Here is a 26,702-nt window from a genome sequence, read left to right as displayed (position 1 = left end):
GTAATCGTACCCGGAAACGCCATGACACGCCGGTCACGCAAAGGTTGAAGAGCCTGCCAGGCCCCGTAAACCCGGGCCTGTGCGGGCAGGCAAGTCTTAGTCCGTGTGGCGGATGGCGCGTTCGCGGGGACGGCGTTGAAATACGTCCACAGACCCGATCGATGCCCTGTCCGAGCGCCCGCGGCCCCCTCTCCCCCGGCCTACCCACAAGTTGGCCCCGCGCGCGCGAAAGCCAGGTTCGACGGGTCTGACCACCCCGCCAAGCAAGCCGCTTGCCGGGAGCAGGAGGCAGTTCATCCACCCGGCGCGGTCGCGATGCTGCCCGCCGCAGCCGCGCAAAGACACGACGGCATGGCCGGCCACCGCCGCCATGCCGCGCTTGTTTTACAGCCCAGCGCGGTTTCCCCGCAGGTTTCCTGTTGGCCGCCTAGCTGGCGCTGCCCTGCAGGATGCCGAGCATCTGCGTGAAGATCTTGGGGCTGGCCGCCAGCACGTTGCCCGACTCCAGCCATCCCTGTTCGCCGGTGAAGTCGGCCACCAGGCCGCCCGCCTCCAGCACCAGCAGGCTGCCGGCCGCCATGTCCCAGGGCTTGAGCGACACGCCGCAGAAGCCGTCCAGGCGGCCGCAGGCGACATAAGCCAGGTCCAGTACCGTGGCGCCCATGCGGCGCACGCCGGCACTGTTCTGCGCCATTTGCTTGAACTTGCCGCCGCCCTGGTCCGGCCCGGCCGAGCCCGGCCAGTGCGCGCCCAGCAGCGCTTCGTGGTAGCGGGTGCGGCCGGAAACCCGCACGCGCCGGTCGTTCAGGAAAGCGCCGCCGCCGCGGCTGGCGGTGAACATCTCGTTGCGCGAGGGATCGTAGATCACCGCCTGCGTCGCCACGCCCCGCTGCAGCAGGGCGATGGATACCGCATAGTTGGGCAGGCCGTGGATGAAGTTGGTCGTGCCGTCCAAGGGATCGATGATCCAGCGGAATTCCGCCTGCTCGTCGCCCTGCAGGCCGTATTCCTCGCCCATGACGGCGTGGTCCGGGTACGCGGTGCGCAGGGCCTCCACGATGGCCGTCTCGGCGGCCTGGTCGACTTCCGTGACATAATCCCGCGGCCCTTTTTTGGCCACGTTCAGTCTTTCCAGGTCGAGGCTGGCACGGTTGATAATGGTGCCGGCACGCCGGGCCGCCTTGATGGCGATGTTGAGCATCGGGTGCATAGAATTCCGTACGATTCGCTAATGCGCGGTCGGTAACCTGCCGGACGGCGGTTCCGCTGCGCCAAACATGGCATTTTAAATGACTCAGGCTTCAACGCCCCAGCAGGCCTACCCGCGGGTACGTTTCATCATGGTCGAGCCCAGCCATCCGGGCAACGTGGGCTCCGCCGCGCGGGCCATCAAGACCATGGGTTTTTCCGAGCTGGCGCTGGTCGCGCCGCGCCTGCCGGACATGGCGGCGCAGCCGGAAGCCGTCGCCCTGGCCAGCGGCGCTGGCGACGTCCTGGCCCGCGCGGCGGTGCACGATACGCTGGAATCGGCCCTGGCCCCGGTGACGCTGGCCTTCGCGCTGACGGCCCGGGTGCGCGACCTGGGGCCGCCGCCCTGCGATATCCGCCAGGCGGCGCAACTGGCTCGCGACCACCTGGCGCAGGCCGGAACCGGCGACGTGGCCGTCGTGCTGGGCACGGAGCGCGCCGGGCTGACCAACGCCCAGATCGCTGCCTGCCATCGCATCTGCCACATTCCCGCCAATCCGGAATACAGCTCGCTGAACGTGGCCCAGGCGCTGCAGTTGGCGGCCTGGGAACTGCGTTATGCGCTGATCTCGGCGCAGGGCGGCAGCCTGCTGCCGGCCACGACGGCGCAAACGCCCGATCCCGGCGCCGCGCCGGCGCCGGTGGAAGCGGTGCAGGCGCTGCTGGCCCACTGGGAAGAAGCCCTGGTGGCGGTGAAATTCCTGGACCCGCGGCATCCCAAAAAGCTGATGCCGCGGATGCGGCATCTGTTCAGCCGCAGCGCCCTGACGCGCGACGAAGTCGATATGCTGCGCGGCGTGTGTACCGCGATGCTGGCCACGGCGCGGCGGGCGCGAGCGGAAGAAGGCGAGCCCTGACCGGGCCCGCCGGCGGCGCATCAGTCGACGCGCGCGCCCGAGGCCTTCACCACCGTGGCCCAGGTGGCGACTTCCGACTGGATGAATTCGCCGAACTGCTCCGGCGTGGTCTTGGACGGAACGGCGCCCAGCTTGTCGAAGGCGTCCTTGACCTCCGGCTTGTCCAGCGCCTTGACCATGGCCGCATTCAAGGTCTTGATCACTTCCGGCGGCGTGCCCTTGGGCGCGATCAGGCCGAACCACGACGACACGTCGAAGCCGGGAAAGCCGGATTCCGCCATGGTGGGCAGATCGGGCGCCGTGGGCGAGCGCTCCTTGGTGGTGACCGCCAGCGCGCGCAGCTTGCCCGACTGCACGTGGGGCCACGACGAAGGCATGTTGTCGAACATGAACTGCACCTGTCCGCCGATCAGGTCGGTCAGGGCCGGGGCGCTACCCTTGTACGGGACATGCAGGACATCGACGCCGGCCTTCAGCTTGAACAGCTCGCCCGCCATATGGATGGAGGTCCCGCTGCCCGACGAGGCGAAGGCCAGCTTGCCGGGATGCGCCTTGGCGTAGTCCACGAGCTCCTTGACGGACTTGACGGGCACCTGCGGGTTGACCACCAGCACGTTGGGCACCTTGGCGGCAAGCGCCACCGGGGCGAAGTCCTTCACCAGGTCGAAATTGAGCTTGGTGTACAGGGTCTGGTTGATGGCGCTGGTGACGGCGACGAAATACAGCGTGTAGCCGTCCGGCGCGGAGCGCGCCACGTACTCGGTGCCGATATTGCTGCCGGCGCCGGGCTTGTTCTCGACGACAAAGGACTGGCCCAGCGATTCGGTCAGCTCCTTGGACATGATGCGCGCGATCACGTCGGTGGTGCCGCCGGCGCTGAATCCGACGACGACGCGTACCGGCTTGTCCGGATAGGCGGCGTACGCGGGCGCTGCAGCGGCGAACAGCGCGGTGGCGCCCGCCAGCGTGGCGGCGGCGCGGCGGAACAGGTCAAGCTTGTGACTCATCTGTCTCACTCCCATATGTCCATGTGATGGACGTTTAAAGTATGGCGTCCGGACCATGGACGCTTAAAATGCTTTTTGCCGCCGGATTGTCCGCAATACGGCAACATGTAGCAACAACCATCCTCGAATTCGTCCGCCACGCGAACATTTTTGACTTTTGACCGTGCCCTGGTCCTAGCCGCCCGCGGCGCGACCCACGCCCCATGGAAGACGCTTCGAACCACACCGCCGGCCCGCGCACGCTGCGCCGCGGCCTGCAAGTACTGGCCGCCCTGCGGGACCACGGCCCGGAAGGACTTTGCGTGACGGACCTGGCGCGCCATACCGGCATCCAGCGTCCCACCATTTATCGCCTGATGGCGGCCCTGATGGAAGCCGGGCTTGCCCTGCCCGTGGCGGGGACCAAGCGCTACCGGGCGCAATTGACGCCGGAAACGGGAATAGCGGACGCGGATCCGCGGTTGCGCCAGACCCTGCCGGCGCTGCGGCGGCTGGCCCAGCGTACCGGCGACGCGGTATTCCTGGTGGTGCGAGAGGGCGACGAGTCGGTCAGCCTGCACCGCGAAATCGGCGGCTATCCCGTGCAGATCCTGGCGACCTATGCCGGCAAGCGGCAGCCCCTGGGCGTCGGCTCCGGCGGTATGGCGCTGCTGGCCGCCCTGCCCGATGACGAAGCCCGCGGCATCGTCGAGCGCAACGCCGCCAGCCTGGACGAATACGGCGGCATGACCCCGCACCAAATGCTGCGCCTGGTGGAGAACACCCGGTCGCGCGGCTACTCCGTGGTCGGCAACCACGCGGTGCGCGGCGCCCTGGGCGTGGGATGCGCCTTGCTGGACGATCAGGGGCGACCGGTGTTGGCGATCAGCGTGACGGCCATCATCGACCGCATGCCGGCGCAGCGGCAGCGCGAGATCGCCGGCTGGATCAAGGCCGAACTGGCGCGCCTGCCGGCTTGACTGCCCAGACGAAAGTCAGGGTTTCCGCGCCAGCGCGGGATCCTGCCCGGCGCTGGCGTACGTGACCTCGCGCACCGGCACGGGCGGGCGCAGGCCGGCGGCATCCAGGGCCAGGCGGGCCTTGTGCAACAGGTCCCAGCGGAACTCCCAATACCGCGCGGATTCCGCCCACACCCGTACGTTGACGATGACCACGTTGTCCCGGTATTCGAATACCCGTACGTCCGGCGCCGGCGACTGCAGCGCCAGCGGATGCGCGTTGACCGTCTCACGCAGCGTGGCGATGGCCAGGTCCAGATCGTCGCCGTAGCGTATGCCCACCGCCATGTCGAAACGGCGCGTGGCGTTGCGGCTGTAGTTGGTGATGGTGGCGTTCCAGATGGTGCTGTTGGGCAGGGTCACATGGATGCCGTCGCCCTGCACCAGCCGCGTCAGGAACAGGCCGACTTCCTCCACGGTGCCCTCGCTGCCGGAGCTGAGCGCGATGTATTCGCCGGCGCGGATGGGACGCAGCATCAGCAGCATGATGCCGGCCGCGATGTTCTGCAGCGTGCCTTGCAGAGCCAGGCCCACCGCCAGGCCGGCGGCGCCCAGTACGGCGATGATGCTGGCCGTCTGGACGCCGAACTGCGCCAGCACGGCGATAAGGGTAAAGATCCGCACCGCCCAGACCACGGTGGTGCAGAACATGGGAACGATGGTGCGGTCTATCCGGTCGGAGCGCTGCGCCAGCCGGCGTACCCAGCGTCCCAGCAAGCCGGCCGCCCACCAGCCCAAGCCCAGTATCACCACGCCCCAGAGCAGGTTCAGGCCGATATCGACCGCGGTGGGTATCATCGCGGCGAAGCCGTTCAGATCGAGCTGCATGCATCACTCCTGAAAGTCATGGCGGCGCGGACCCGCCGCCGAAGCAGCGCGACTTTATCAGAAGCGTCGTGGGGAAATCCCGTGCCGCCGCGGGGCCGGCGAGCGATGCCCGCCGGGCGCATGCGATCCCCGCCTGGCGAGGCGCCATCGGTCTTTGCCGGCGCCGTCCCTTGCCCGATATGCTTGCCTACCGGGACGCCTTCAACATGCCCCGCGCCGGCACGCGACGCGGACGCGCACGCGGATACAGCCAGCCCCGCAACACGCGGCTGATGAAGGGGATCAGGAAAAAAGACAAGATCGGGCTCATGGTGGACGTGGTCACCACGACGCGCCAGAAGAGCGAGAGCGACGCCAGCTGCTCCTGGAACAGGACGTTGAACAGCAGCAGCGAGGGACAGTACACCACCCAGATGCTGAAGGCCTGCTTCCAGCGGGGTGGCGCGCTTTTCTGGGGGCCGAACCAGGCGTCCATGCCCGTGGCCCGGTGCACCTGGCTTTCCCGCACCAGTCCGCGGCCGCGCTCCAGCCACATCCGGCGGGGCAGCGAGTTTTCCCAGCGCGCCAGGCTGGCCTCGTCGTGGAAGCGCAGCACGATCTGGTATTGATCGCCGCCTTCCGGGGGCTGCAGCACACCCGAGCCCAGGAAGCCCGGGAACCCGGCGGCCAGGATCTCGCCCTGGCGCAGCCAGGCCAGGAAATCGCTATAGCGCTCGGGCGCGATGTGCCGCGTGATAAGCATGGTGACGGGGGCCGGCGTGGAAACGGCGGGGGCGGACATGGCGTACTACTCCTCGATCGGGCCAGGACAGCACTGGCGCTTTCCCAGGAGCAATACGCGTGCCAATTTTTTGCGGCGCAATATCGCCCCGGCGCCCTTCCACGGTGGCCCGATGGGCCGGAAAATTTCGCACCGCACAATTCACCGGACTAGCGAAAACCCTGAGCGAACGCACCATTCCGGTGCATCCTTCCGCCTCCCGCAGGATGGCGGACAGGCGCCACCGCGCCGTACCCCGTCAACCGCCTGCCCGCTTACCGTTTGCATGACCCGGAGGCGCCGCGATTCCCTACACTGCACACCTCCACCATCCAACAGAAGGGAGCGCCACCATGGATTACCAGATCGCCGTCCTCGTCGGCAGCCTGCGCAAGGCGTCGTTCAATCTGCAATTGGCCCATGCGCTGGAAAAGCTGATGCCGTCGCACTTCAAGCTGACCCACGCAGACCTGAACCTGCCCCTGTACAACCAGGATCTGGATGCCAACATGCCGGCCAACGTCGTGGCGTTCAAGGAGCAGATCCGGCAATCGCAAGGCGTCCTGTTCGTGACCCCGGAACACAACCGCTCGCTGCCGGCCGCGCTGAAGAACGCCATCGACTGGGGCACCCGGCCGTATGGGCAGAACGTGTGGGCCGACAAGCCCAGCGGCATCGTCGGCATTTCCCCCAGCAACGCCGGGACGGCGATGGCGCAGCAGCACCTGCGCAACATCCTGGCCGCGGAAGGCTCGATGGCGCTGACCACGCCGGAAGTCTTCCTGCAGATGAAAGACGGCTTTTTCGATGCCGGCGGCGCCATCGCCGATCCGGGGACCCGCAAATTCCTGCAGGGCTGGGTGGATCGCTACGTCGCCTGGGTGGAAAAACTGGCCGCGTAGCGGGGCGCGATCGCGCGCGGCCACCGGCCGCGCGCAGCAGGCCGGTCAGTCCGCTTCCTCGATACGCATGCCTATCTTCAGGCATACCTGCCAATGCGCCACCTTGCCTTGCTCGATGTGCCCGCGCACGCCGGTGACCTCGAACCATTCGATATTGCGCAAGGTGGACGACGCCCGCTCGATCGCGCGCGAAATCGCGTCGTCGCTGGAGGTGGTCGAAGAGCCGACCAGCTCGATCTGCTTGTATACGTGATTGGCCATGTGAGTTCTCCTTGAATGCCGCGCGCGGCGGCAGGCCGCATCCGGCGGATGCGGCATGCGCCCTCCGCAAATGCCGTGCGCGCCGCCACATGCGCCGTATGCGGGAACGGCGGCCCGCCATATCCGCATCGACGGCGGACGCGCGCCGCGGCGGCATGGGGTTTGCTGCGCGATGCGGACACCCACAGGGCCCTGGCGGGCCCGCTCTTCGACGGAGGTGATCATGCCCGAACGCAAAACCCTCGCCCGCGCGGAGCGCGATAAGAAACAAGGCAAGTCGGCTTCGACGCAGGCCGGCGAATTCGTGAAGGAACAGGTCGAACATGTGCGCGAAGGCAAGCACGGTGTCCGTTCCGCCAAGCAGGCGGTGGCCATCGGCCTGTCCGAAGCGCGCCGGGCCGGCGTCAAGGTGCCCACCAAATCCACGGCGTCCAAGGCCACCAAGAAGAAAGCCAGCCAGGATGAAGCCAAGGCCGGCCGCGGCGCGGCCAAATCCGCCAAGCGCTCGGCGGCCACCACCCGCGCCCTGAAGCGCGAAAGCACCAAGGGCGCATCCAGCCGCGCGCTGTCGGGCCAGGCCAAGACCGCCGCCCGCAAGCGCACTGCCGCGGATCGCTCGGCCGCCGCGCGCAAGGGTGCCCAGACCAAGGGCGCCGCCGGACGTTCCGCGGCCGCGCGCAAGGCCGCCCGCACGCGCGCCGCCAACCGGCAAGCGCAGCATGCGCACTGAGCCCGTGGAGAAACGCATGGCGCCCACTACCCCCAAGAACATCTCCCAACTATTGGCTTTTCTCTCCGGCAAGCCCGAGATCGGCCCCACCAACCTGAACGAAAAGGAAAGGTGGATGTCCGGGCTGGGCGGCGGCGCGCTCGTGCTGGCGGGGCTGCGGCGCGGCGGCCTCGTGGGGGTGCTGGCCGCGCTGGCGGGCGGCGCCCTGGTCAGCCGCGGCTTGTCGGGACGTTGCGCGGTCAAGGCGCGGCTGGCCAAGACGCCCCACGAGCGCCAGGTGGCCGCCGAACGGGGCTGGCACAGCGCGGCGGCGGCGGCCCAGCGCGTCGTGATCCAGCGTCCCATCGAGGACGTCTACGCCTTCTGCCGCGACTTCCGCAACCTGTCCCAGTTCATGCAGAACGTCCGGCGCGTGGACATCGAAGACGACCGGCACAGCCACTGGATCATCGAGGCGCCGCTAGGCAATACCCTGGAGTGGGACACGATCGTCACGGAGGACGTGCCCAACACGCGCATCGCCTGGGAATCCACCACCGAATCGCCGGTGAAACACACCGGATCGCTGACCTTCAGCGATGTGGTCGGCCTGGGCACGGAAGTCCAGGCCGTCATCGCCTACGAGCCGCCCGCCGGCGAAATGGGACGCATCGTGGCGAAGCTCTGGGGCGACAGCCCCGGTGCCCAGGCGCGTGACGACCTGCTCCGGCTCAAGCGCTTCCTGGAAGCGGGCCAGGACCATGTCGCCGCCAGCGAGGACGGCGACTGACCCGGCGGCCGCCCCACCCAAGCCCGGGTCGGCGACGCGGCAGGGCGTCCGGCCTCAGGCCGGGCGCCGATGCCCGCTGATCTCCGCGCCGGCATTGGCCGGCAGCCGCACGCTGTCGAAGATCGCGGCCGCCGCCAGCGCCGCCGAGAGCAGCAGCGCGATGCGGAACTGCAGAGGACCCGGCGCGGCCTGGCCGTTGCCGCTGATCCACTCCGCCGCCCGCAGCGCCACCGCGCCAAAGGCGATGCCCAGGCCCGCGTTCAGCTGCTGGCAGGCGCTGAACAGCGTGGTGGCGCCCGTCATGGCCGGCTTGGGCACGTCCGCGAAGCCCAGGGTATTCAAGGCCGTGAACTGCATGGAGCGGCTCATCCCGCTCATGAACAGCAGCGCCGAGGTCCACCAGACGGGCGTACCGGCCGTCAAGGTGGCGCATAGCGCGAAGCCCACGGCGACCAGCAAGCCGTTCACCACCAGCACGCGGCGAAAACCGTAGGTGCGCATGACCCAGCTCGTGGCCGGCTTCATCGCCAGATTGCCGGCGAACAAGGCCAGCATCAGCGAACCCGCCTGGACGGGCGACAGCCCGAAGCCCACCTGGAACATCAGGGGCAGCAGGAAAGGGGCGCTGCCGATGGCGATGCGGAACAAGGATCCCCCATACATCGTCACCGCGAAGGTCTGGTACCGCATGGGCGACAGATCCACCAGCGGGTGCGGCGCGCGGCCCAGGTGGCGCGCCGCCAGCACCAGGGAAACCACGGCCAGCGCCAGCAGGGACAACACCACGCCCCAATCCACGTCCAGGCTGCCGCACAGGTCGACCGCGTACATCAGCACGCTGCAGCCCACGCCGCTCAGGACGAAGCCCTTGATGTCGAAGGGCCTGGGCCCGCCGGCTTCCCCGCGCACCAGCCGGGCATTGGCGACCAGCGCGGCCAGGCCCAGCGGTACGTTCAGGAAAAATATCCAATGCCAGCTCAGGGCAGTGGTGACGATGCCCCCCACCAGGGGCCCGATGACCGGCGCCGCCAGCCCCGGCCAGGTGATGATGGCGATCGCCTTGACCAGATCCTGCCTGGGCGTGACACGCAGCACCGCCAGGCGTCCCACGGGCACCATCATCGCCCCGCCCAGCCCCTGCAGGATGCGGGCCGCCGTGAACTGCGGCAGCGATTGCGACAGGCCGCACAGGACGGATGCCACGGTGAACAAGGCCAGCGCACCGCCGAATACCCGGCGCGGCCCGTAGCGGTCGGCCACCCAGCCGCTGACCGGGATGAACACCGCCAGGGCAAGCAGATAGGCGCTCATGCCGATGGACATATCGGCCGGCCGCACCCCGAAGCTGCGCGCCATCTCCGGCAGCGCGGTGGTGATGACGGTGGCGTCGAGCATCTCCATGAAGAAAGCGCCGGCGACCAGCCATGCGACGCCCCTGCCGCGCCCGGCGTCGGCCGGCTCGGCGTCGGCCGCCCGCGCGCTGCCGCCTGCGCCGGCACCGGCCTGCCCCGCGCCGGGCGGACCGGCGGCGCCGGTGGCTTCTTCATCCGTGCCCTGCTTCTTCGCAATGCTCACACTGCCTCCTGCTGCCGCTCCGGCCCGGCACCCGTCGGATGGGTACGCGGCGGGTGTCGCGGCCGGAATTGTAAATACAACGGCAAGGACACTGCCCGCCCGGGGCTGCACGCCGGGGCTCCTCGCCCGGGGCCAAAAGCCCAAACTGGCCCGCTAGTCGGCCGCTGATCGGGTATCCCCGCCGGGACGGGCAATGGCAACATGCCTGCGGCCACGCCTTGACGGCGTGGCGTTCGCGCCACTTTACCCCCGCATACGCATGACCTATCCCCCCGCCGAGCCGCCGACCGAGGGCACGCTGGATCCCGACGATTGGGCCGGCCTGCGCGCGCAAGGCCACAGAATGCTCGACGATATGTTCGACTACCTGGCCACGCTGCGCGAGCGTCCCGTCTGGCAGCCGGCGCCCGCCGAGCTGCGCGCCGCCTTCCGCGCCCCGCTGCCGCGCGCCCCGTCCAGCCTGGAGGCCGCGCACAACCGCTTCATGCGCGAAATCCTTCCCTACGCCGTGGGCAACGCCCATCCCGGCTTCATGGGCTGGGTGCATGGCGGCGGCACCGCCGTGGGCATGCTGGCCGAAACCCTGGCGGCCGGACTGAACGCCAACCTGGGCGGACGCAACCAGGTGCCCGTCGAGGTCGAACGGCAGATCACGCGCTGGATGCGCGAACTGTTCGGTTTTCCGGACGCCGCCAGCGGGCTGTTCGTCACGGGCACATCCATGGCCAACCTGATCGGCGTGCTGGTCGCGCGGGCCGCGGCGCTGGGCCGCCCCGTGCGGCGCGCCGGCGTGGCGGCCGAGCCCACCCGCCTGACCGCCTACACGTCGGCGTGCGCGCACACCTGCGTCGCCCAGGCCATGGACATCTCCGGCCTGGGCTCGGACGCGCTGCGGCTGATTCCCGTGGACGATGACTTCCGCATGGACGTGGACGCCCTGCGCGCGGCGATCGCGGCGGACCGCCGCGCCGGCCTGCGGCCTTTCCTGATTGCCGGCACCGCGGGCACCGTGGACGTCGGCGCCGTCGATCCCCTCGACACCCTGGCGGATATCGCCGCGGACGAGGGCCTGTGGTTCCACGTGGACGGCGCCTTCGGCGCGCTGGCCATGCTGTCGCCCGAACTGGCGCCGCTGCTGGCCGGCATCGAACGGGCGGACTCCATCGCCTTCGATTTCCATAAATGGGGCCAAGTGCCCTACGACGCCGGCTTCATCCTGGTACGCGACGGCGAAACGCACCGCGCGGCCTTCGACGCCAGCGCGGCCTACCTGAGCCGCGAAACACGTGGCATGGCCGCCGACTCGCCCTGGCCCTGCGACTATGGCCCGGACCTGTCGCGCGGCTTCCGCGCCCTGAAAACCTGGTTCACGCTGACCGTGTACGGCGCGGACAGGCTCGGCGCGGCCATCGCCCGGACCTGCGCCATCGCGCGCCATCTGGCGCGCCGCGTGCAGGCCGAGCCCGCGCTGGAATTGCTGGCGCCGGTGGCGCTGAACATCGTCTGCTTCCGCTATCGCGGCACGGGCGACGCCGCCGCCGACGATCGCCTGAACGCGGCCATCCTGCTGGCCGTGCAGGAATCCGGCCTGGCCGCGCCATCGAGCACGCGCGTGCGAGGCAGCCTGGCCATCCGCGCGGCCATCGTCAACCACCGTACCGCGCCGGTCGATGTCGACCGGCTGTGCGACGCGGTACTGCGGACCGGTGCGGCGCTCGCCGCCACGGCCGCCCTGGAACCCCACCCGATACCATGAACCATCCCGCTCCCACCGGCGCCGCCAGCCGGGAAACGCCGGCAGCGCCGGCGACGAACGCCGCCGACGCATCGCCGGTCTCGCGGCCGCCGCTGATCGGCAAGGCCGGCCTGATCACGCTGGCCTTCCGGCAAGGCGACCTGGAGTCATTGCGCCAGGCGCTGCTGGCCCGCGCGCAGCAGGACCCGGGCGACGCCAATGCGGCGCTGGACCTGTCGATGACGCTGCTGCTGCTGGGCCAGCGGGATACCGCGCTGGCGCTGCAGCGGCACGCCGTCCAGGCGCAGCCGCTGTACCACATGCCCGCCGCGCGGCCCGCGACGCTGCGCCTGCTCGCCCTGGTGTCCTGCGGCGACTTCCTGGCCAACACCCCGCTGGAATTCCTGATCGCCGATTCCGACATCGCGCTGGACATCCTGTACGTGGGCGAAGGCGTGCCCGCGCCCGCGACGCTGCCCGAGCACGATGTCCTGATGGTCGCGGTGGGAGAGTCGGCCGCCAATCGCCCGCTGCTGCAGGCGCTGGCCGAGCCGATGGGGCTGTGGCACAAGCCGGTGGTGAATCGTCCCGAACACGTCCTGAACACGTCGCGCGACGGCCTGGCGGCCGCGCTGCGCGGCGCGCCGGGCATCGTCGTGCCGGATATCGCGCGCGCGGAACGTGCCGCGCTATCGGCCATCGCCGAAGGCCGCGCGACGCCGGCGAGCATCCTGCCCGGGGTCGATTACCCGGTGCTGGTACGCCCCGTCGACTCGCACGCGGGCCAAGGCCTGGCCCGGATCGAGCGCGCCGCCGATATCGGCGAATACCTGGCGGGCAGCGACGCCGGCGATTTCTATGTGTCGCGCTTCGTCGAATACCGCGGCGCGGATGGCCGCTATCGCAAATACCGCGTCGTCCTGATCGAGGGCCGGCCCTATCTGGGCCACCTGGGCATCTCGCCGCGCTGGATGGTCCACTACCTGAACGCCGACATGGCGGAGAACGCCGCCAACCGCGCGGAGGAAGCCGAGCAGATGCAGGGCTTCGAGACCGGCTTCGGCGGCCGGCACGCCGCGGCATTCGCCGAAATCCATCGGCGGGTGGGCCTGGATTACCTGGTCATGGATTGCGCCGAAACGCCGGACGGGCGCCTGCTGGTGTTCGAGGGCGATACCTGCGGCGTCATCCACGCGATGGATCCGGAGGATCTATATCCCTACAAGCCCGCCTACATGCGGCGCATCTTCGCCGCCTTCCAGGACATGCTGCGGCGCAAGGCCGCCGGCTGATCCGCCGCGCGGCGGCCCGCGTGGCGCCAGCGCGCCGGCCGCCCCGCCGCGCCGTCCGGCGCCGGATCACAGCGTGTACCGGTCCCACTCATAGGCCACGAAGGCGGCGCGCTCCCCCGTATGCACGACAGGGTCGCGCCGCAGGCCGATGATGATGCCCGCGGCCGGCAGGCGGATCCGTTCGCGCTCATTGCCGTGGATATCCATGGCGACTCCCAGCAGGCCGCCTTCGTCCACCGCATCCCCCGCCTGCACTTCGGGAACGAACAGGCCGCCATGGTCGAAGGTGATCCAGCCGCGCCGCGTCACGCGCCGCACGCTTGCCGGCGCTTCGCTCGCGCCTTCCAGGATGCCCATCCGCACCGCCAGCCGCTCGAAGCCGCGTTCGGCCAGGGCGACGTTGGCGGCCTCGAAGCGGCTGCCGCCACCCAGTTCCAGCATAAAGGCGGGAATGCGGGCGGCCAGGCACTGGTAGTCCAGGGCCCCCGCGATATTGCCCGGCAGTTCGCCCTTGCCGCCCACGTCCATGCGGCAGGCCACGTGCGGCTCGAACAAGGCGATGGCGCGCAGCAGGTCGTTTTCCGCGACGCCGCTGTCGGGATGCAGCTTGTAGACGGCGTAAGGCCTGGAATCGAACAGCGCGTTCATGGTGTGCAGATTGATCACCAGATCGGCGGTGCCGCGGATCTCGCCGATCAGCGCATGCGCCAGCCGCTCGGAGATCAGGCCGCGCGCGCTGCCCGGATAGCACTGGTCCAGGTCCAGGTCGTCGTAGGGATTGCGCTTGCGCCGGCTGTCCAGGGCATGGGGGTTGCCGGTCGGCGTGACGACCACATTGCCGCGCATGGCTTGCGGATCCAGACGCGCGGCGAAGCGCAGCGCGGCCACCATGCCGTTGATTTCGTCGCCGTGCACCTGGCCGTGCAGCCATAGCGTCTTGCCCGGGCGGGCGCCGCGTACCGCCACGTAGGGCAGCTCCACCGCCATGCCGGAGGCCATCGATCCCACCGCGATCGCGCCGTGGCGGCGCGCGCCGCCTTCATGGCCGGCCAGGAAGTCCTTGATGATGCCCATATTCATGCTCCTTGCTGGATTCGATGCGTAAACCCTGATCGGGCGAAAAAAATGCGGCGACACGTCCCAGGGCCTGGCCCTGCCATCGCTCCGCCTGCACCAGGCAGCTCATGGCGTTGGGGCCCTGCGTCAGCGTGGAGGTGCCCACGTCCCGTGTCAGCACGTTGGCGGTACCGGCCTGCTCCGGCGCGTCCTCTTGCTGGCCGGGCGAGAACCAGGCGCCGGTGGCCATGACCACCGTACCGGGCAGCAGGCCCTCGTCCAGCCGCGCGCCGGCCAGGCAGGCGCCGCGCGCGTTGTACAGGCGAACCACGTCGCCGTCGCGCAGGCCGCGGGCACGCGCGTCGTCGGGATGGATGCGCACGGTTTCGTGTCCGGCCACCTTGTTGGACTGCGCCAGCGGGGCGGCGTCCATCTGGCTGTGCAGGCGGTCGGCCGGCTGCACGGTCAGCAGGTGCAGCGGATAGTCCGCCGCGCCGTCTGCGCCCAGCCATTCCGCCGGCGGCATCCATCGCGGATGCGGACCGCAATCCACGCAGCCGTAGCCGGCCAGCGTCTCGCTATACAGCTCGATGCGCCCGCTGGGCGTGCGCAGGGGATGGGCGGCGGGATCCTGGCGGAAGTCCTCGAACAGCACGAAATCGCGCGTGGGCGCCGGCAGCCGCACATGCCCCTGGCGCCAGAATGCGTCGAAGTCGGGCACGTCCACACCGGCCTGCCGGTGGGTGCGCGCGAAGTTCTCGTAGATATGCCGTATCCACGCCATCTCGCCGCGGCCTTCGGTATAGCGTTCGCCATAGCCCAGGCGAGCCGCCAGGTCGGCGAAGACATCCAGGTCGTTGCGGGCCTGGCCGACGGGATCGATGGCGCGATGCATGGCCAGCGCATAGCGGTCGCGCGACGAGCCGCCGATGTCGTTGCGCTCCAGCGATGTCGTGATCGGCAGCACGATATCGGCATGCCGCGCCACCGGCGTCCACCAGATTTCATTGACCACGATGGTGCGCGGCTTGCCGCGCCAAGCCTGCAGCAGGCGATTCAACTGCTGGTGATGATGGAAGGGATTGCCGCCGGCCCAATGGATGAAATGGATGTCGGGGTAATGATGGATGGCGCCCTGGAAAGGATAGGGCTGGCCCGGCTTTTCCAGCATCTCGGTCAGGCGGGCCACGGGAATCGACAGATTCGCCGGGTTGCGGCCCACGGGCATTTCCGGTCCCGGCGTCGCGATGCGCGGATTGCCGACGCCATTCATGGATCCATGGCCGAAACCGAAGCCCCCGCCGGGCAGGCCGATCTGCCCCAGCATGGCGGCCAGCGCGATCGCCATCCAATACGGTTGTTCGCCATGCTGGGCCCGCTGCACGGCGAAGGAACAGGTCAGGTAGCTGCGCGTGCCCTGCAGCGCCCGCGCCAGCGCGCGGATGCGCGCGGCGGGAATGCCCGTGATGCCCGCCGCCCACTCCGGATCCTTGGGCACCCCGTCCGCCGCGCCCGTGAAGTAGCCCGCCAGGGCATCGTAGCCCACGCAATGCGTGGCCAGGAAGGCCCGGTCGTGCGCGCCGGCGCGATGCAGCTCATGGGCCAGCGCCAGCATCAGCGCGACATCGGTATTCGGCCGTATCGGTATCCATTCGGCATTCAGGAAGCCGGGGCAGTCGTCGCGCGTCGGGCTCACGTTGATCACCCGCGCGCCCTTCGCGGCCAGGCGCCGCAGCCAGTATTCCTGCGTATGCTCGGCGGCGCCGCCGGACGACACCTGGCCGTTCTTCAGCGCCAGTCCGCCGAAGGCCAGGAATACCTCGGTATGCGCGACGATGCTGGGCCACGCGGTGACACGCCCCGTCAAGGGCGTATACGTGCCGATCACGTGCGGCAGCAGGAACTGGGCCGTGCCCCAGCTATAGTTGCCCACCTGGTCGACGCCGCCGCCGCCCGCGAAGTAAAAGCGGCGTATCAGCGAGCGCGCATGGTGCAGGCGGCCGGCGGATGACCAGCCGTAGGAACCGCAGAACAGGCCGGCGGGGCCGTGCTCGGCGCGCGTGCGCGCGATCTCGTCCGCCACCAGGTCCAGCGCCTGGTCCCAGTCTATTTCGACGAATTCCTCGCGCCCTCGCTGCGCGCCCCCCGCCGCGCCACGCGACGCCAGCCAGGACCTGCGCACCGCGGGCCGCGCGATGCGGCGGGGCGAATACACCATGGGCGCGATGGTTTCCAGCAGGCGGGACGGCGCCGGGTCCTGCTCGAAAGGCTCGCAGTCGACCAGGCGGCCGTCGCGCACCACGGCCGTGAACGCGCCCCAATGCGCCAGCTGCGGATAGCGGCGCGCTTCGGATGGATAGGGCCTCATGTCGCTCTCGTTGCTTTGCCCGCGGCGGCGCGATGTCGCCGCCGCCGCGCTTCGTCAATCCAGCCGGATGCCGGCCTTCTTGACCAGGTCGGCCCATTTCCCGCGTTCCTTGGACATCAGCTCGCCGAATTGCGCGGGCGTGCCCGACGTGGCCGTCATGCCGGAAGTGGCCAACTGCTTGACGATGTCGGGATTGGCCATGGCCTGCGCGAAGGCGCGGTTGAGCTTTTCCACCACGTCGTCCGGAACGCCGGCCGGCGCGATAACGCCGTACCAGTTCGTCAGCTCGTAGCCGGGAACCGCCTTGCCGATGGGCGGAGCATCGGGAAACTCGGCCGAAGGCGTGACGGTGGTGACACCCAGCGCTTTCAGCTTGCCCGACTGCACCAGGGACTTGACGGAAGGATCGGAGAACGTCACCTCCACCAGCCCGCCGGCCACGTCGGTCAGGGCCGGCGTGGTGCCCTTGTAGGGAATGTGCCGCATATGCACGCCGGCCATCATGTTGAACTGCTCCGCCGCCATCTGGCCTATGGTTCCGTTGCCGCCGGACGCGTAGGTCACGTCCTTGCTCCTGGCGCGCGCGATCAGGTCCTGGATGCTATCGATGCCGGAGTTCGGGCTGGTCACCAGCACATTGGGCATGGTCACCAGCAGGGAGATCGGCGTGAAGTCCCTGGCCGGATCGTAAGGGACCTTCTGCAGGCTGGGCAGGATGGTCAGCGAGCCGGGCGTGGCGATGTAGAGCGTATAGCCGTCCGGCTTGGCGCGCGATACGTAGTCGGTGGCGATGATACCGCTGGCGCCGGGCCGGTTCTCGACCATGACGTTGGCGTTCAGCGCCTTGGATACGCCCAGGGCCGCGGAGCGGGCCAGCACATCGGCGCCGCCGCCGGGCGGAAAACCCACCACGATGCGGATGGGCGTTCCCGGTTCCGGAAACGCCGCCTGGGCGTTGGAGACGAACAGTGCGCAGAGCGCGGCCGCGCCGATGGCGGCGATACGTTTGGCTTGCATGGTGCTTCCCCTTGTCGGCCGCGATATGGGTTGCCAGTGCGGCCGTCGTTGATAAAACGGTGGGTTTGACGAAAGGATGTCCCGCGATAAGCGTCTGTTGCCCGGGCCGGCACGCCCGCAATGGCGGCATGGCCGGACCGGTGCATGGCGTGGTCTAGGCGGGCGACGCCGACAGCAAGGACGCCCGCCCCGGCGCGTCGCCATCCGCCGCCAGGTCCGCGGGCACGCCCGGACGCAGGATGTCGGCCAGGAATTTGCGCGCGCGCGGATGCGCCGGGTTGGCGAAAAATCGGTCCGGCGTGGAGTCTTCCAGAATGCGCCCCTGGTCCATGAACCAGATGCGGTCGGCGACCTCGCGGGCGAAGCCCATCTCGTGGGTGACCACGACCATGGTCATGCCTTCCGCGGCAAGCTGCTTCATGACGGCCAGCACCTCGCCCACCATCTCCGGATCCAGCGCGCTGGTGGGCTCGTCGAACAGGATCAGCGGGGGATGCTGGGCCAGCGCGCGCGCGATCGCCACGCGCTGCTGCTGGCCGCCCGACAGGTTGGCCGGCATCGCGTCCGCCTTGTGTTCCAGTCCCACCTTGGCCAGCAGCTCGCGCGCCAGCGCGGCCGCCCGCTGGCGAGGCATGCCGGCCACGCGCACGGGCGACAGCATGATGTTCTCGGCCACCGACAAGTGGGGGAACAGGTTGAACTGCTGGAACACGAAGCCGATGCCCGCGCGCAGCGCGTTGATGTCGCGCCCCGGCGCATGGATGTCCTGGCCGGCCACGCGTATCGTGCCGCCCTGTATCGGTTCGAGCCGGTTGACGGTGCGTATCATCGTGGACTTGCCCGACCCGGAAGGCCCGCAGACCACCACCACCTGCCCGGCCTCCACGCGGCCGCACACATTGTCCAGCGCGTGGTAGCTTCCATACCATTTCTGTACGTTGTCGAGTTCTATCACGGCAATCTCCAAGACGATGCGGACCGGCGCTCAGGCGGCGCGCAGCCGCTTGCGGGCCAGGCCGCGTTCCATGCGGCCCGCCAGCCGCGACAGGGCGAAGCACGGCACGAAGTACAGCGCGGCCAGCACCAGGAAGGTCTGCAGCGCGTGCGCCATTTCCATGCTGTTCACCTGCTGCGCCGCGAACGTGACCTCCTGCACGCCGATCACGTACACAATCGACGTGGCCTTGATGGTCGACACGAATTGGTTGACCAGCGAGGGAATCATGTTGGCCAGGGCCTGCGGCAGGATCACGTGCCGCATGGCTTGCGCGTAGCTCAGCCCGATCGAGCGCGCGGCCTCGGTCTGCCCGGGCGGAAGCCCTTCCAGCCCGGCGCGCACGATCTCGCCCAGGAAGGCCGATTCGTACAGCACGATGGCGCACAGCGCCGTCGCGAAGGCCGGTACGGTGGCGCCCGTCAGAACCGGCAGGACGAAGTAGGCCCAGAAGATGATCATGATCAGCGGGATGCCGCGGAACGCGTACACCCAGGCGGTCGCGGGCCAGCGCAGCGCGCGGATACCGCTGGTGCGCGCCAGCCCCAGGCAAATCGCCAGCGGGAAGGACATCGCCAGGCCCGCGCCGGCCAGGATCAGCGTGGCCGCCAGGCCGCCCAGCGGGCCCTGTGGCCAGGCGCCCACCAGGAACATCAGGCCGTAGTCATGCACGATTTGCCACATGGCCTATCTCCTTCTATCCGCGGTAGGCCGGCGGATAGCGCCGGCCGAACCACGCGCCCAGGCCCATCAGGGCCAGCGATGCCGCCAGGTACAGCGCCGTCGAGACGGCGAAGACTTCGAAAGAACGGAAGGTCTGGTTCTCGATCGCCTTGACCTGGTAGGTCAGCTCGCCCACGCCGATCACCATCGCCAGGCTGGTGTCCTTGAACAGGATCAGCGAGCGGTTGACCAACGGGGGCACAGCGATGCGTACCGCCTGCGGCAGCATGACGTAGCGCAAGGCGCCCCAGGCGCCCAGCCCCACCGAGCGCGCCGCCTCGAGCTGCGTTCCGGGTATGGCCCGCAAGCCGGCCCGGATGTCCTCGGACATGAAGCCGCTGACATTCAGGCTGAGCGCGATCAGGCCGAACAGGAATTCCGTATCGCCGCGGTTGAGCCACAGGCGCATGCCCTCCGGCAGCACCTGCGGCATGCCGAAGTACCACACCATGATCTGCACCACGGTGGGCACATTGCGGTGATATTCGACGAAGCCGGCCACCACCGCCTGCAGGGGACGCCAGGGAATCGCGCGCAGCGCCACCAGCACCAGGGCGATCGCGAAACCCAGCACCCAGGCGCCGGCGAACAGGCGCACCGTGGTCAGCGCGCCGGCCAGCAGCGTGGCACCGTAGTTGCCGCTCGCCAGGAAAGCGAAATCGAAATGCATGGCGCTTTTCCCGCGGCCTTACTCGGCGTCGACCGGCTCGACCTTGAAGTTGCGGGTCAGCTTGTAGATCGAGCCCGCTCCCAGCCACTTGTCGTACATGGCGTTGAGCGTGCCGTCCTTGTCCATGTCCTGGATCACCTTGTTGACGGCGGCCAGCAGCTTGGGGTTGCCCTTGTTGACGACCACGCCGATATGCTCGACATAGGTCGGCTCGGGCAGCAGCACGGTGGGCTTGCCGCTTTTCTGCGAGTCCAGCTCGAAGCGCTTCAGCACCAGTTCGCCGGCCGTGAAGCCGTCCACCTTGTCGTTCTGCAGACCCAGGTAGCACGAGGCCACGTCCTGGAAGGACAGCACCTGCGAATCCGGCAGCACGCGCGCGGCGATGGCCGCCGAACTCGACCCCTTGGAGGCGCATACCTTGCGGCCGGCCAGGTCCTTCAGCGTGGCAATCCCCGACTCCTTGCGTACCAGCACCTTGATACTGCCCTGCAGGTACTGCAGGCTGTAATCGACCTGCTGGGCGCGCTCCGGCAGGTAGGCCATGGAGCCCGCCACCACGTCCACGCGGTTCATCTTCAGTTCGGGAATGCGCGCCTCGGTGGACAGCGGCTTGTGCTCCAGCGCCACGCCCAGGCCTTTCGCGAGCGCCGCGCACATATCGACGTCATAGCCGACGAAGCTGCGGGTGGCGGTGTCCTGGTAGGCATAGGGCACGCTGGCGCTCTGCGTGCCGCAGATCAGCTTGCCGCGTGCCTTGACCTCGTCCAGCACGTCGGCATGGGCCAGCCCCGCGGCCAGCGTGGCGGCGGCGGCAAACAGGCACAGTTTGGTTTTCATCGTTGTTCCCCTTCGTGGTTCGTGCCGGACGCGGATGGCCGGCAGTGGTGGTTCAGCCCGCCTGCCGATGGACCGGAAAGCGGAATATCGAACGTTCCTGCTCGTCGATCTGGTGGATCAGGTTGGTTTCCCAGGCCAGGTACTGGCGCGCCGCCGCCTTATTGCCGTCGTGGCGGTCATGCACGAAGAACAGATAGTCGATGCAGTCTTCGTCGGCCGGCACGTCGTCGCCGGCCTCGATGGCCAGGCCCGCCGCGCGCCATGCATCGGATGTCTCCATGTTCAGCCGTACCTGCGTGATGCCCAAAGCCGCCAGCTCGCGCGCGGCGAGCGCCGCCACGGCGGCGTCGGTCGCCAGCAACACCACCCGCGCCCCGGCCGGCAAACCCAGGCGCGCCAGGCGCGGCCGGATGGACCAGCGCGCGCCGGCGATATGTCCCTTGCGGTAGGCCATGCCGGGACGCACGTCCACCAGGACGGCGCCATCGCGCAGCGCGCCCGGCAGTTCTGCCGCCGCGATGTGCGGCAAGGCGGGCAGGTCGGCCGCCATGAACGGCGCGGCGACGTCCGCCGCCACGCCTTCGTGCAGCACGCAGGCCTCCCATCCCATCTGGCGCAGCCAGCTGGCCACCACGGGGGCGCGCACGCCCTCGCTGTCGATCAGCACCAGCCGCGCGTTGCGCACGCCGATGTACTGGTCCGTGGCCTGTATCAGTTGTCCCCCTGGGGTATGCTGCGCGCCGGCCAGCGTGCCGGCCGCGTATTCTTCCTCGGTGCGCACGTCGCACAGATACGTGGTCCGCGCGGGGTCGGCCAGCCAGGCGCGCGCTTGCGCCGCGTCCACGGTCCGCACGCCATGTTCGCGGGCCAGGGCCGCCGCACGGTCGCGCAGCGCGGGCAGCGCGTCGACCGGCACCGTGTCCGGGTATTTGCGCCGCGAACCATGTTCCAGCGGCAGGTCCGCCAGATACCAGCCCTGCGTGCCGTTCTCCAGCGCCAGCACCGGATTGGGCACGCCCAGGTTGATCAGGGTCTGCGCGCCGATGATGCTGCGCGTGCGGCCGGCGCAATTGATGACGATGGTGGTGGCCGGATCGGGCACGAGTTCCTGGATGCGCAGGGCCAGCTCGCCATTGGGGCAGCAGATGCCGCCCGGAATGTTCATCTTCTGGTATTCGGTGTAGGGCCGCCCGTCCAGGACCACCAGCTTGTCGCCTTCCCGCTGGCGGCTTGCCAGTTCGGCGGCGCCGATGCGCGGCGTGTGGCAGATATGCTCGGCCAGCTCGCCGAAGGTCTTGCTGGGCAGGTTGACGCCGGCGAACAAGGTATAGCCTGCCTGGCGCCAGGCAGGCGCGCCGCCCTCCAGCACGTGGACATCGGTGTAGCCCAGGCCGCGCAGCGCGGCGGCCGCGCGCAGCGCCACGCCGTCCCCGGCATCGAAGGCCACCAGCCGCGCGCCGCGGCGCGGCAGCAGGCGCGGCGCCTCCACCTCGAGCCGGCTATAAGGCAGCGAAACCGCCAGGAAGGGGTGCCCTTCGCCATACTGGCCGTGTTCGCGCACGTCCAGCAGGCCGATCTCGGCGCCGTCGTGCAGCCAGCGCTTCAGGGTGGGTGCATCGATGCGCGGGACGGAAGAAGGTTCGGTTTGCGGCTGCGTCATGGGGCTCTGCAAGAAATCGAGGAAAAAGCGCTCCCCTCGCGCCGCGTATCCGGGGCGCGCCAGGGAGGGAACTTCATCGGGCGGCCGGCAAGGCCCGCGACGATGCGTCTAGGGGTGCGGTCCGCCGGCGTTCATGCAACCGGCCGGATCCGCGTTTCAGCGTTCAAGCGCGGCCATGGCCTGCTCCAGGTCGGCCAGCAGGTCTTCGGGGTCTTCCAGGCCGATATGCAGGCGCAGGATCGCGCCGCGTCCCGACCAGTCCGCCACGGTGCGCGCGCGCGCCATGTTGGCCGGCACGCAAAGGCTCTCGAAGCCGCCCCAGGAGGCGCCCAGGCCGAACAGGCGGAAGGCGTCGATCATGCGTTCCACGTCGGCGTCGGCGATGCCGCGCGCGAACTCGATGGACAATAGTCCGTTGGTGCCGGTGCAATCGCGTTTCCACAGGGCATGGCCAGGGTCGCCGGGCAGCGCCGGGCACAGCACGCGCGCGACTTCGGGGCGGCTTTGCAGCCACTCGGCAACGCGCATGGCGTGGCGGCCATGCATGGCCATGCGCGCGGCCATGGACCGCATGCCGCGCAGGACGAGATACGCATCGTCGGCCCCCACGGTCTGGCCGATGTCCACCGTGGCGCGTTCCAGCGGCATCCAGGCGCGCTCGCTGGTCACGACGGTGCCCATCATGACGTCCGCGTGGCCACCCAGGTACTTGGTGGCGGCGGTAATCGAGATATCGGCGCCCAGGGCCAACGGGCGGTACAACAAGCCGGAACCCCAGGTGTTGTCCACGGCAAGCCAGCAATCGTGGCGATGCGCGAGCTCGGCGACGGCGGGCAGGTCCATCATTTCGTAGACCAGCGATCCCGGGCATTCCGCATAGATCATGCGGGTGTTGGGACGGATGCGGTCCGCCAGGTCGCTGCCGTCGGGCAGGTAATAGCTGAACTCGATGCCCCAGCGCGACAGATGGTCGGCGCAGAAGCGCCGCACCGGCTCGTATACGGCATCGGTGATCAGAACGTGATCGCCGGCCTTCAGGTACGCCAGCATCACGACCGCGATGGCGGCCTGGCCGGTGGGATACATCTTGGCGCGATAGCCGCCTTCCAGTTCGACCAGGGCGTCTTCCAGCGCATAAGTGCTGTCGGTGCCGCGGGCGCCATAAGACAACAGGCGTTCCTTGTCACGGCGTGCGCGGGTGTCGCGCCATTGCTGGACGCTGTCGAAAATGTACGTGCTGGCGCGCGTGACGGGCGTGTTGACCCAGCCGCGATGCGGCCGCCCGGCACGCAGCAGCCGCGTGCCAGGCTTGTAGCGTTCTTCCATGTTGGCGGTTCCGTCAGCGGCGCGTCTGCACGCCGATGGGCATGACTTTGCAGGTGCCCGCGTCCAGGTCGAAAGCGAGCCGTTCCGTCAGGGTTTCCAGGGCGCGGCCGTACATGTGCAGATGGCGGATCACGCTGTCGCCGCGGATTTCGACGGCATGGATATCGTCCGGCATGAGGGCGATGCCGGTGCCGGGCTCGACGACGACGGTGTCTTTCTTGGCGAGCCGGCCGACGCCGGGCTGTTTGCCGTCGTCGAGCCTGTCGTAGACATAGTTGTATTCGACGCCTTCGACGGCGGCGATGCAGGCCCAGGTCGTATGGTTGTGCGGCACGATCTTCTTGCCGGGCCGCATGACGTTCAGGTACAGCGCGTAGCCGTGGTCGTCATCCTCGCTGATCAGGTAGCGCGCCTGGCGTTCGTCGCCTTCCGGCGCGGGGTAGCGACCGGCGTCCCACCAGTCGCGATGGCTGGCCAGGCCGACGACGGTGCGCAGCACGTCGTCCAGGCTTCCGCGGTTCAGGCCCTGCGTTCGTACAGTATCCTTTATATTTCCAATCGCCTGTGCAATATCGTTTTGATGCGGATGCGGGCTGCCCATACGGAAAAACTCCTGTTTAGACGCGATTTCAGCGATACTCTACGGGCCCGTACGGGGCGTGACAAATTAAATTGATTTAATAACTCATTAGCAGCCGTAATATGTCGGGGGACGTATGCGCAATCTGGACCTGGACCTGCTGCGCACGCTCGCGGCCATCGACCAAGCCCAGACTTTCTCTGCCGCGGCCGAACGCCTGCACAAGACGCAGTCCGCGATTACGCAACAGATGCAGCGGCTGGAGAGCCTGGTAGGCTTGCCGCTTTTCGAGAAGCAAGGCCGCAACAAAGTACTGTCGCCGCACGGCCGCAAGCTGGTCGATTACGCGCGCCATATGCTGGCGATCAACGACGAGGCGATGCGCGCCATGCAGGACGGCCAACTTGAAGGCGAACTGCGGCTGGGATCGCCGCACGACGTGGCCGAGACGCTGCTGCCGACGGTGCTGACACACATCACGCGCTGGTCGCCGCGCGTGCGGCTGGAGATCCGTGTGGATCGCAGTCCCTTCCTGATGAATGCGCTGCGCGCCGGCGAACTGGACCTGTCGATTTCGACGCGCTTCGATCCGGCGTACGAAGGCGTGATCCTGCGCACGTCCCCGACGGCGTGGATCGCCTCGGCGGGTTACGTTCACGACGCCTCGGCACCCGTACCGCTGGTGCTCGCCGACGAGCCGAGCCTGTTCCGGCGTCTGGCGCTGAATGCGCTGGAGCAGGCGCGTGTGCCGTGGCAGACCAATTATGTGGCGCCCAATCTGGTGGGAATACGCGCGGCGGTGCGGGCAGGCCTGGGGATTACGGCGCGCAGCATCGAGTTCCTGGGGCCGGATATGCGGGTGCTGGGCGAGAACGACGGCCTGCCGCCGCTGCCGGACGCGAATTACTTCCTATGGATGCGGACGGATTCGATCAATCCGCTGACGCGGTATGTGTTCGATATGCTGATCGCGAAAATGGGGCTGGGGGATCGGGGGACGCCTACGGCCAGCGTGGAGGCTCGGCAGTTCTGAAGCGGTTGCTGGTGCGGGGTGGGGATGCTTGGATCTGGGGCGCTGTTATTGCCGTTCTTCGGGGGATTGTCTTCAGATGGCTTGCTGATGGCGTCCGGCGGGTGCTTGTCTTTAGGGCTTTCTTATGCCGTCCGGCGGGGCGTTTCCGGTCATATTGCTGATGCCGTCCGGCGGGGGAGATGCCTGTCGTGGCCGGCCCGGTCGGCCGGTCCAGCGCCTTCGCGCTGGACTACCGCGTCGTCTTCCTCGTCCGGCGGCCGAAGGGGCGGCGATTTTCTAGCGGATTTTTTGCCCGGCCGACCTCCCTACGGAAGCCCTCGCGCGGCCTCCGACGGGCCGGCCACGACAGGCATCTCCCCCGCCGGACTCGCGGGTTGCCTTATAGGCGGTCGCTGGGGCGGGCGGTGTTCTTGGCCCTTCGTGGGCCGTGTTTCCGGGTTAAGAAAGATCTTGCGTTGCCCGTCGTTTTCGGGCCGCCCTGCGCGGCCCGAAAACGCCTACGCGGTCGGGGCATGCGGTGGTTGCCGGTAATGCGACGGTTGTTGGTAATGCCGCCGTTGCTGGTAATGCGAAGGTCATGGAATCGGAGTGGAATCTTGGCCCGCGCGGGGGGGGTAACAAGGCGGTGTGGCGGGCCGCCACACCGTAGCACCGAGGCTTGCCGCGGATGTTGGTGTAGGTGCCATGTGACCCTAGCGCGAATGCGGGCGGCCGATTCCAGCGCATTGCGATAACGACGGCATATCGCCCTGCGCCGCAACGTCGGGATGGCGCAGATCGCCGATATCGCCCTGCGCCCCAACGTCGGGATGGCACCAATCGCGGATATCGCCGACGCCATTGCGTTGCGCTAGCGCAGTCTGAAGCGTCCAAGGGATGTCACGATTTTTATGTTCCGACATCCGAGGGACTGTCAGAAGGGATAGCCAGGATTTCTCTGTGTTTGAAGCGTTCGGACGCCGTACTGGGCGCCCTGGCCGCACCTATCGCGAGCATCCGTGGCAAGGCACGGTGCTACGGTGTGGCGGGCCGGCGGGCGGCCCGCCACACCGCCTTGTTACCCCCCCACGCGCGGGCCAAGATTCCACTCCGATTCTTCGACCTCCGCATTACCAGTAATCGTCGCATTACCAGCAGCCGTCGCATCACAAGCAACCGTCGCATTGCCAGCAACCACCGCATGCCCCGACCGCGTAGGCGTTTTCGGGCCGCGCAGGGCGGCCCGAAAACGACGGGCAACGCAAGATCTTTCTTAACCCGAAAACGCTGCCCACGAAGGGCCAAGAACGAGAACCGCCGCAGCGACCGCGACTAAGGCAACCCGTGAGTCCGGCGGGGGAGATGCCTGGCGGGGCCGGCCCGTCGGAGGCCGCGCGAGGGCTTCCGTAGGGAGGTCGGCCGGGCAAAAAATCCGCTAGAAAATCACCGCCCCTTCGGCCGCCGGACGAGGAAGACGACGCGGTAGTCCAGCGCGAA

Annotated in this window: 24 protein-coding genes; 8 read left to right on the top strand and 16 right to left on the bottom strand. The window is 68.6% G+C overall.

All coding sequences use genetic code 11. The annotated features are described in order from the left end of the window. Positions 1-427 precede the first annotated feature (427 nt). Positions 428-1,210, bottom strand: a complete 783-nt coding sequence (locus BAU06_RS07125; RefSeq protein WP_066346217.1) for an inositol monophosphatase family protein — start codon at positions 1,208-1,210, stop codon at positions 428-430. A gap of 79 nt (positions 1,211-1,289) precedes the next feature. Between BAU06_RS07125 and BAU06_RS07120 the strand changes: the two genes are divergently transcribed. Next, the gene (locus BAU06_RS07120) at positions 1,290-2,105 is read left to right on the top strand and encodes an RNA methyltransferase (protein WP_156770174.1); all 816 of its coding nucleotides are present in this window, start codon (positions 1,290-1,292) and stop codon (positions 2,103-2,105) included. Positions 2,106-2,125: 20 nt separating this feature from the next. On the opposite strand, the gene BAU06_RS07115 is transcribed toward BAU06_RS07120, so the two are convergent. Further along, positions 2,126-3,112, bottom strand: a complete 987-nt coding sequence (locus BAU06_RS07115) for a tripartite tricarboxylate transporter substrate binding protein (protein ID WP_066346216.1) — start codon at positions 3,110-3,112, stop codon at positions 2,126-2,128. Positions 3,113-3,315: 203 nt separating this feature from the next. On the opposite strand from BAU06_RS07115, the gene BAU06_RS07110 reads away from it, so the two are divergent. Continuing rightward, positions 3,316-4,071, top strand: coding sequence for an IclR family transcriptional regulator (locus tag BAU06_RS07110; protein ID WP_066346215.1), 756 nt, complete (start codon positions 3,316-3,318; stop codon positions 4,069-4,071). A 15-nt stretch (positions 4,072-4,086) separates the two neighbouring features. Here BAU06_RS07110 and BAU06_RS07105 read toward each other — a convergent pair whose 3' ends face one another. Next, a complete protein-coding gene (locus BAU06_RS07105) occupies positions 4,087-4,938 on the bottom strand; it encodes a mechanosensitive ion channel family protein (RefSeq protein ID WP_066346214.1) in 852 nt (283 codons plus the stop codon). A 187-nt stretch (positions 4,939-5,125) separates the two neighbouring features. Beyond that, positions 5,126-5,719: an antibiotic biosynthesis monooxygenase gene (locus BAU06_RS07100; protein WP_066346211.1), complete on the bottom strand. Its 594-nt coding sequence runs from the start codon at positions 5,717-5,719 to the stop codon at positions 5,126-5,128. Between the two features lie 332 nt (positions 5,720-6,051). Here BAU06_RS07100 and BAU06_RS07095 point away from each other — a divergent pair, with 332 nt between their 5' ends. Continuing rightward, positions 6,052-6,600 (top strand): NADPH-dependent FMN reductase, encoded by a 549-nt coding sequence (locus BAU06_RS07095; RefSeq protein ID WP_066346204.1) that lies wholly within the window; start codon positions 6,052-6,054, stop codon positions 6,598-6,600. Between the two features lie 45 nt (positions 6,601-6,645). Here BAU06_RS07095 and BAU06_RS07090 read toward each other — a convergent pair whose 3' ends face one another. Next, entirely contained in the window at positions 6,646-6,861 is a 216-nt protein-coding gene (locus BAU06_RS07090) for a dodecin (protein WP_066346199.1), read from the bottom strand. A gap of 223 nt (positions 6,862-7,084) precedes the next feature. On the opposite strand from BAU06_RS07090, the gene BAU06_RS07085 reads away from it, so the two are divergent. After that, positions 7,085-7,591, top strand: coding sequence for a DUF6496 domain-containing protein (locus tag BAU06_RS07085; RefSeq protein ID WP_066346195.1), 507 nt, complete (start codon positions 7,085-7,087; stop codon positions 7,589-7,591). Between the two features lie 16 nt (positions 7,592-7,607). Further along, positions 7,608-8,360, top strand: coding sequence for an SRPBCC family protein (locus BAU06_RS07080; protein WP_197509458.1), 753 nt, complete (start codon positions 7,608-7,610; stop codon positions 8,358-8,360). Between the two features lie 54 nt (positions 8,361-8,414). On the opposite strand, the gene BAU06_RS07075 is transcribed toward BAU06_RS07080, so the two are convergent. Further along, positions 8,415-9,935 (bottom strand): MFS transporter, encoded by a 1,521-nt coding sequence (locus tag BAU06_RS07075; protein ID WP_335617496.1) that lies wholly within the window; start codon positions 9,933-9,935, stop codon positions 8,415-8,417. 259 nt (positions 9,936-10,194) lie between these two features. Between BAU06_RS07075 and BAU06_RS07070 the strand changes: the two genes are divergently transcribed. Continuing rightward, positions 10,195-11,691 (top strand): pyridoxal phosphate-dependent decarboxylase family protein, encoded by a 1,497-nt coding sequence (locus BAU06_RS07070; RefSeq protein ID WP_066346193.1) that lies wholly within the window; start codon positions 10,195-10,197, stop codon positions 11,689-11,691. Next, positions 11,688-12,962 carry an ATP-grasp domain-containing protein gene (locus BAU06_RS07065; protein WP_082988038.1) on the top strand — a complete coding sequence of 425 codons (1,275 nt, stop codon included), beginning with the start codon at positions 11,688-11,690 and terminating at the stop codon, positions 12,960-12,962. The genes BAU06_RS07070 and BAU06_RS07065 overlap by 4 nt, the downstream gene beginning before the upstream one ends. Positions 12,963-13,028: 66 nt before the next feature. On the opposite strand, the gene BAU06_RS07060 is transcribed toward BAU06_RS07065, so the two are convergent. The 10 genes from BAU06_RS07060 to BAU06_RS07015 all read right to left on the bottom strand — a co-directional run bounded on the left by BAU06_RS07060 (position 13,029) and on the right by BAU06_RS07015 (position 24,214). After that, a complete protein-coding gene (locus tag BAU06_RS07060; protein WP_082988037.1) occupies positions 13,029-14,042 on the bottom strand; it encodes a M14 family metallopeptidase in 1,014 nt (337 codons plus the stop codon). Then, entirely contained in the window at positions 14,002-16,386 is a 2,385-nt protein-coding gene (locus BAU06_RS07055) for a molybdopterin-dependent oxidoreductase (protein ID WP_082993548.1), read from the bottom strand. Before BAU06_RS07055 ends, BAU06_RS07060 begins: the two co-directional genes overlap by 41 nt. 54 nt (positions 16,387-16,440) lie before the next feature. Then, the gene (locus tag BAU06_RS07050; RefSeq protein ID WP_066346176.1) at positions 16,441-17,403 is read right to left on the bottom strand and encodes a Bug family tripartite tricarboxylate transporter substrate binding protein; all 963 of its coding nucleotides are present in this window, start codon (positions 17,401-17,403) and stop codon (positions 16,441-16,443) included. 154 nt (positions 17,404-17,557) lie between these two features. Then, positions 17,558-18,358 carry an amino acid ABC transporter ATP-binding protein gene (locus BAU06_RS07045; RefSeq protein ID WP_082993547.1) on the bottom strand — a complete coding sequence of 267 codons (801 nt, stop codon included), beginning with the start codon at positions 18,356-18,358 and terminating at the stop codon, positions 17,558-17,560. Between the two features lie 30 nt (positions 18,359-18,388). Continuing rightward, positions 18,389-19,081: an amino acid ABC transporter permease gene (locus BAU06_RS07040; RefSeq protein ID WP_066346175.1), complete on the bottom strand. Its 693-nt coding sequence runs from the start codon at positions 19,079-19,081 to the stop codon at positions 18,389-18,391. A 13-nt stretch (positions 19,082-19,094) separates the two neighbouring features. Beyond that, entirely contained in the window at positions 19,095-19,790 is a 696-nt protein-coding gene (locus tag BAU06_RS07035) for an amino acid ABC transporter permease (RefSeq protein WP_066346173.1), read from the bottom strand. An 18-nt stretch (positions 19,791-19,808) separates the two neighbouring features. Continuing rightward, complete coding sequence (locus BAU06_RS07030; RefSeq protein WP_066346169.1) at positions 19,809-20,627, bottom strand: ABC transporter substrate-binding protein; 819 nt, start codon at positions 20,625-20,627, stop codon at positions 19,809-19,811. 52 nt (positions 20,628-20,679) lie between these two features. Next, a complete protein-coding gene (locus BAU06_RS07025) occupies positions 20,680-22,287 on the bottom strand; it encodes a rhodanese-like domain-containing protein (protein ID WP_066346166.1) in 1,608 nt (535 codons plus the stop codon). A 156-nt stretch (positions 22,288-22,443) separates the two neighbouring features. Beyond that, complete coding sequence (gene metC, locus BAU06_RS07020) at positions 22,444-23,613, bottom strand: cystathionine beta-lyase (protein ID WP_066346163.1); 1,170 nt, start codon at positions 23,611-23,613, stop codon at positions 22,444-22,446. A gap of 13 nt (positions 23,614-23,626) precedes the next feature. Next, positions 23,627-24,214: a cysteine dioxygenase family protein gene (locus tag BAU06_RS07015; RefSeq protein ID WP_066346161.1), complete on the bottom strand. Its 588-nt coding sequence runs from the start codon at positions 24,212-24,214 to the stop codon at positions 23,627-23,629. A gap of 115 nt (positions 24,215-24,329) precedes the next feature. On the opposite strand from BAU06_RS07015, the gene BAU06_RS07010 reads away from it, so the two are divergent. Further along, positions 24,330-25,226 (top strand): LysR substrate-binding domain-containing protein, encoded by an 897-nt coding sequence (locus BAU06_RS07010; protein WP_066346159.1) that lies wholly within the window; start codon positions 24,330-24,332, stop codon positions 25,224-25,226. The last annotated feature ends 1,476 nt before the right edge of the window (positions 25,227-26,702 follow it).

It is taken from the genome of Bordetella bronchialis (genome assembly GCF_001676705.1).
GTDB classification, from domain to species: Bacteria; Pseudomonadota; Gammaproteobacteria; order Burkholderiales; family Burkholderiaceae_B; genus Bordetella_C; species Bordetella_C bronchialis.
Note: the sequence above shows the minus strand (reverse complement) of the source record. Positions and strands in the feature narration are given on the sequence as shown.

Excerpts from the sequence above, each read along its gene's own strand:
- BAU06_RS07015 (WP_066346161.1), bottom strand. The coding sequence starts at position 24,214 with ATGGGCAGCCCGCATCCGCATCAAAACGATATTGCACAGGCGATTGGA.
- BAU06_RS07125 (WP_066346217.1), bottom strand. The coding sequence starts at position 1,210 with ATGCACCCGATGCTCAACATCGCCATCAAGGCGGCCCGGCGTGCCGGC.
- BAU06_RS07065 (WP_082988038.1), top strand. The coding sequence starts at position 11,688 with ATGAACCATCCCGCTCCCACCGGCGCCGCCAGCCGGGAAACGCCGGCA.
- BAU06_RS07115 (WP_066346216.1), bottom strand. The coding sequence starts at position 3,112 with ATGAGTCACAAGCTTGACCTGTTCCGCCGCGCCGCCGCCACGCTGGCG.
- BAU06_RS07050 (WP_066346176.1), bottom strand. The coding sequence starts at position 17,403 with ATGCAAGCCAAACGTATCGCCGCCATCGGCGCGGCCGCGCTCTGCGCA.
- BAU06_RS07095 (WP_066346204.1), top strand. The coding sequence starts at position 6,052 with ATGGATTACCAGATCGCCGTCCTCGTCGGCAGCCTGCGCAAGGCGTCG.
- BAU06_RS07010 (WP_066346159.1), top strand. The coding sequence starts at position 24,330 with ATGCGCAATCTGGACCTGGACCTGCTGCGCACGCTCGCGGCCATCGAC.
- BAU06_RS07080 (WP_197509458.1), top strand. The coding sequence starts at position 7,608 with ATGGCGCCCACTACCCCCAAGAACATCTCCCAACTATTGGCTTTTCTC.
- BAU06_RS07090 (WP_066346199.1), bottom strand. The coding sequence starts at position 6,861 with ATGGCCAATCACGTATACAAGCAGATCGAGCTGGTCGGCTCTTCGACC.
- BAU06_RS07120 (WP_156770174.1), top strand. The coding sequence starts at position 1,290 with ATGACTCAGGCTTCAACGCCCCAGCAGGCCTACCCGCGGGTACGTTTC.
- BAU06_RS07060 (WP_082988037.1), bottom strand. The coding sequence starts at position 14,042 with ATGAATATGGGCATCATCAAGGACTTCCTGGCCGGCCATGAAGGCGGC.
- BAU06_RS07025 (WP_066346166.1), bottom strand. The coding sequence starts at position 22,287 with ATGACGCAGCCGCAAACCGAACCTTCTTCCGTCCCGCGCATCGATGCA.
- BAU06_RS07085 (WP_066346195.1), top strand. The coding sequence starts at position 7,085 with ATGCCCGAACGCAAAACCCTCGCCCGCGCGGAGCGCGATAAGAAACAA.
- BAU06_RS07055 (WP_082993548.1), bottom strand. The coding sequence starts at position 16,386 with ATGAGGCCCTATCCATCCGAAGCGCGCCGCTATCCGCAGCTGGCGCAT.
- BAU06_RS07030 (WP_066346169.1), bottom strand. The coding sequence starts at position 20,627 with ATGAAAACCAAACTGTGCCTGTTTGCCGCCGCCGCCACGCTGGCCGCG.
- BAU06_RS07105 (WP_066346214.1), bottom strand. The coding sequence starts at position 4,938 with ATGCAGCTCGATCTGAACGGCTTCGCCGCGATGATACCCACCGCGGTC.
- BAU06_RS07100 (WP_066346211.1), bottom strand. The coding sequence starts at position 5,719 with ATGTCCGCCCCCGCCGTTTCCACGCCGGCCCCCGTCACCATGCTTATC.
- metC (WP_066346163.1), bottom strand. The coding sequence starts at position 23,613 with ATGGAAGAACGCTACAAGCCTGGCACGCGGCTGCTGCGTGCCGGGCGG.
- BAU06_RS07110 (WP_066346215.1), top strand. The coding sequence starts at position 3,316 with ATGGAAGACGCTTCGAACCACACCGCCGGCCCGCGCACGCTGCGCCGC.
- BAU06_RS07035 (WP_066346173.1), bottom strand. The coding sequence starts at position 19,790 with ATGCATTTCGATTTCGCTTTCCTGGCGAGCGGCAACTACGGTGCCACG.
- BAU06_RS07070 (WP_066346193.1), top strand. The coding sequence starts at position 10,195 with ATGACCTATCCCCCCGCCGAGCCGCCGACCGAGGGCACGCTGGATCCC.
- BAU06_RS07040 (WP_066346175.1), bottom strand. The coding sequence starts at position 19,081 with ATGTGGCAAATCGTGCATGACTACGGCCTGATGTTCCTGGTGGGCGCC.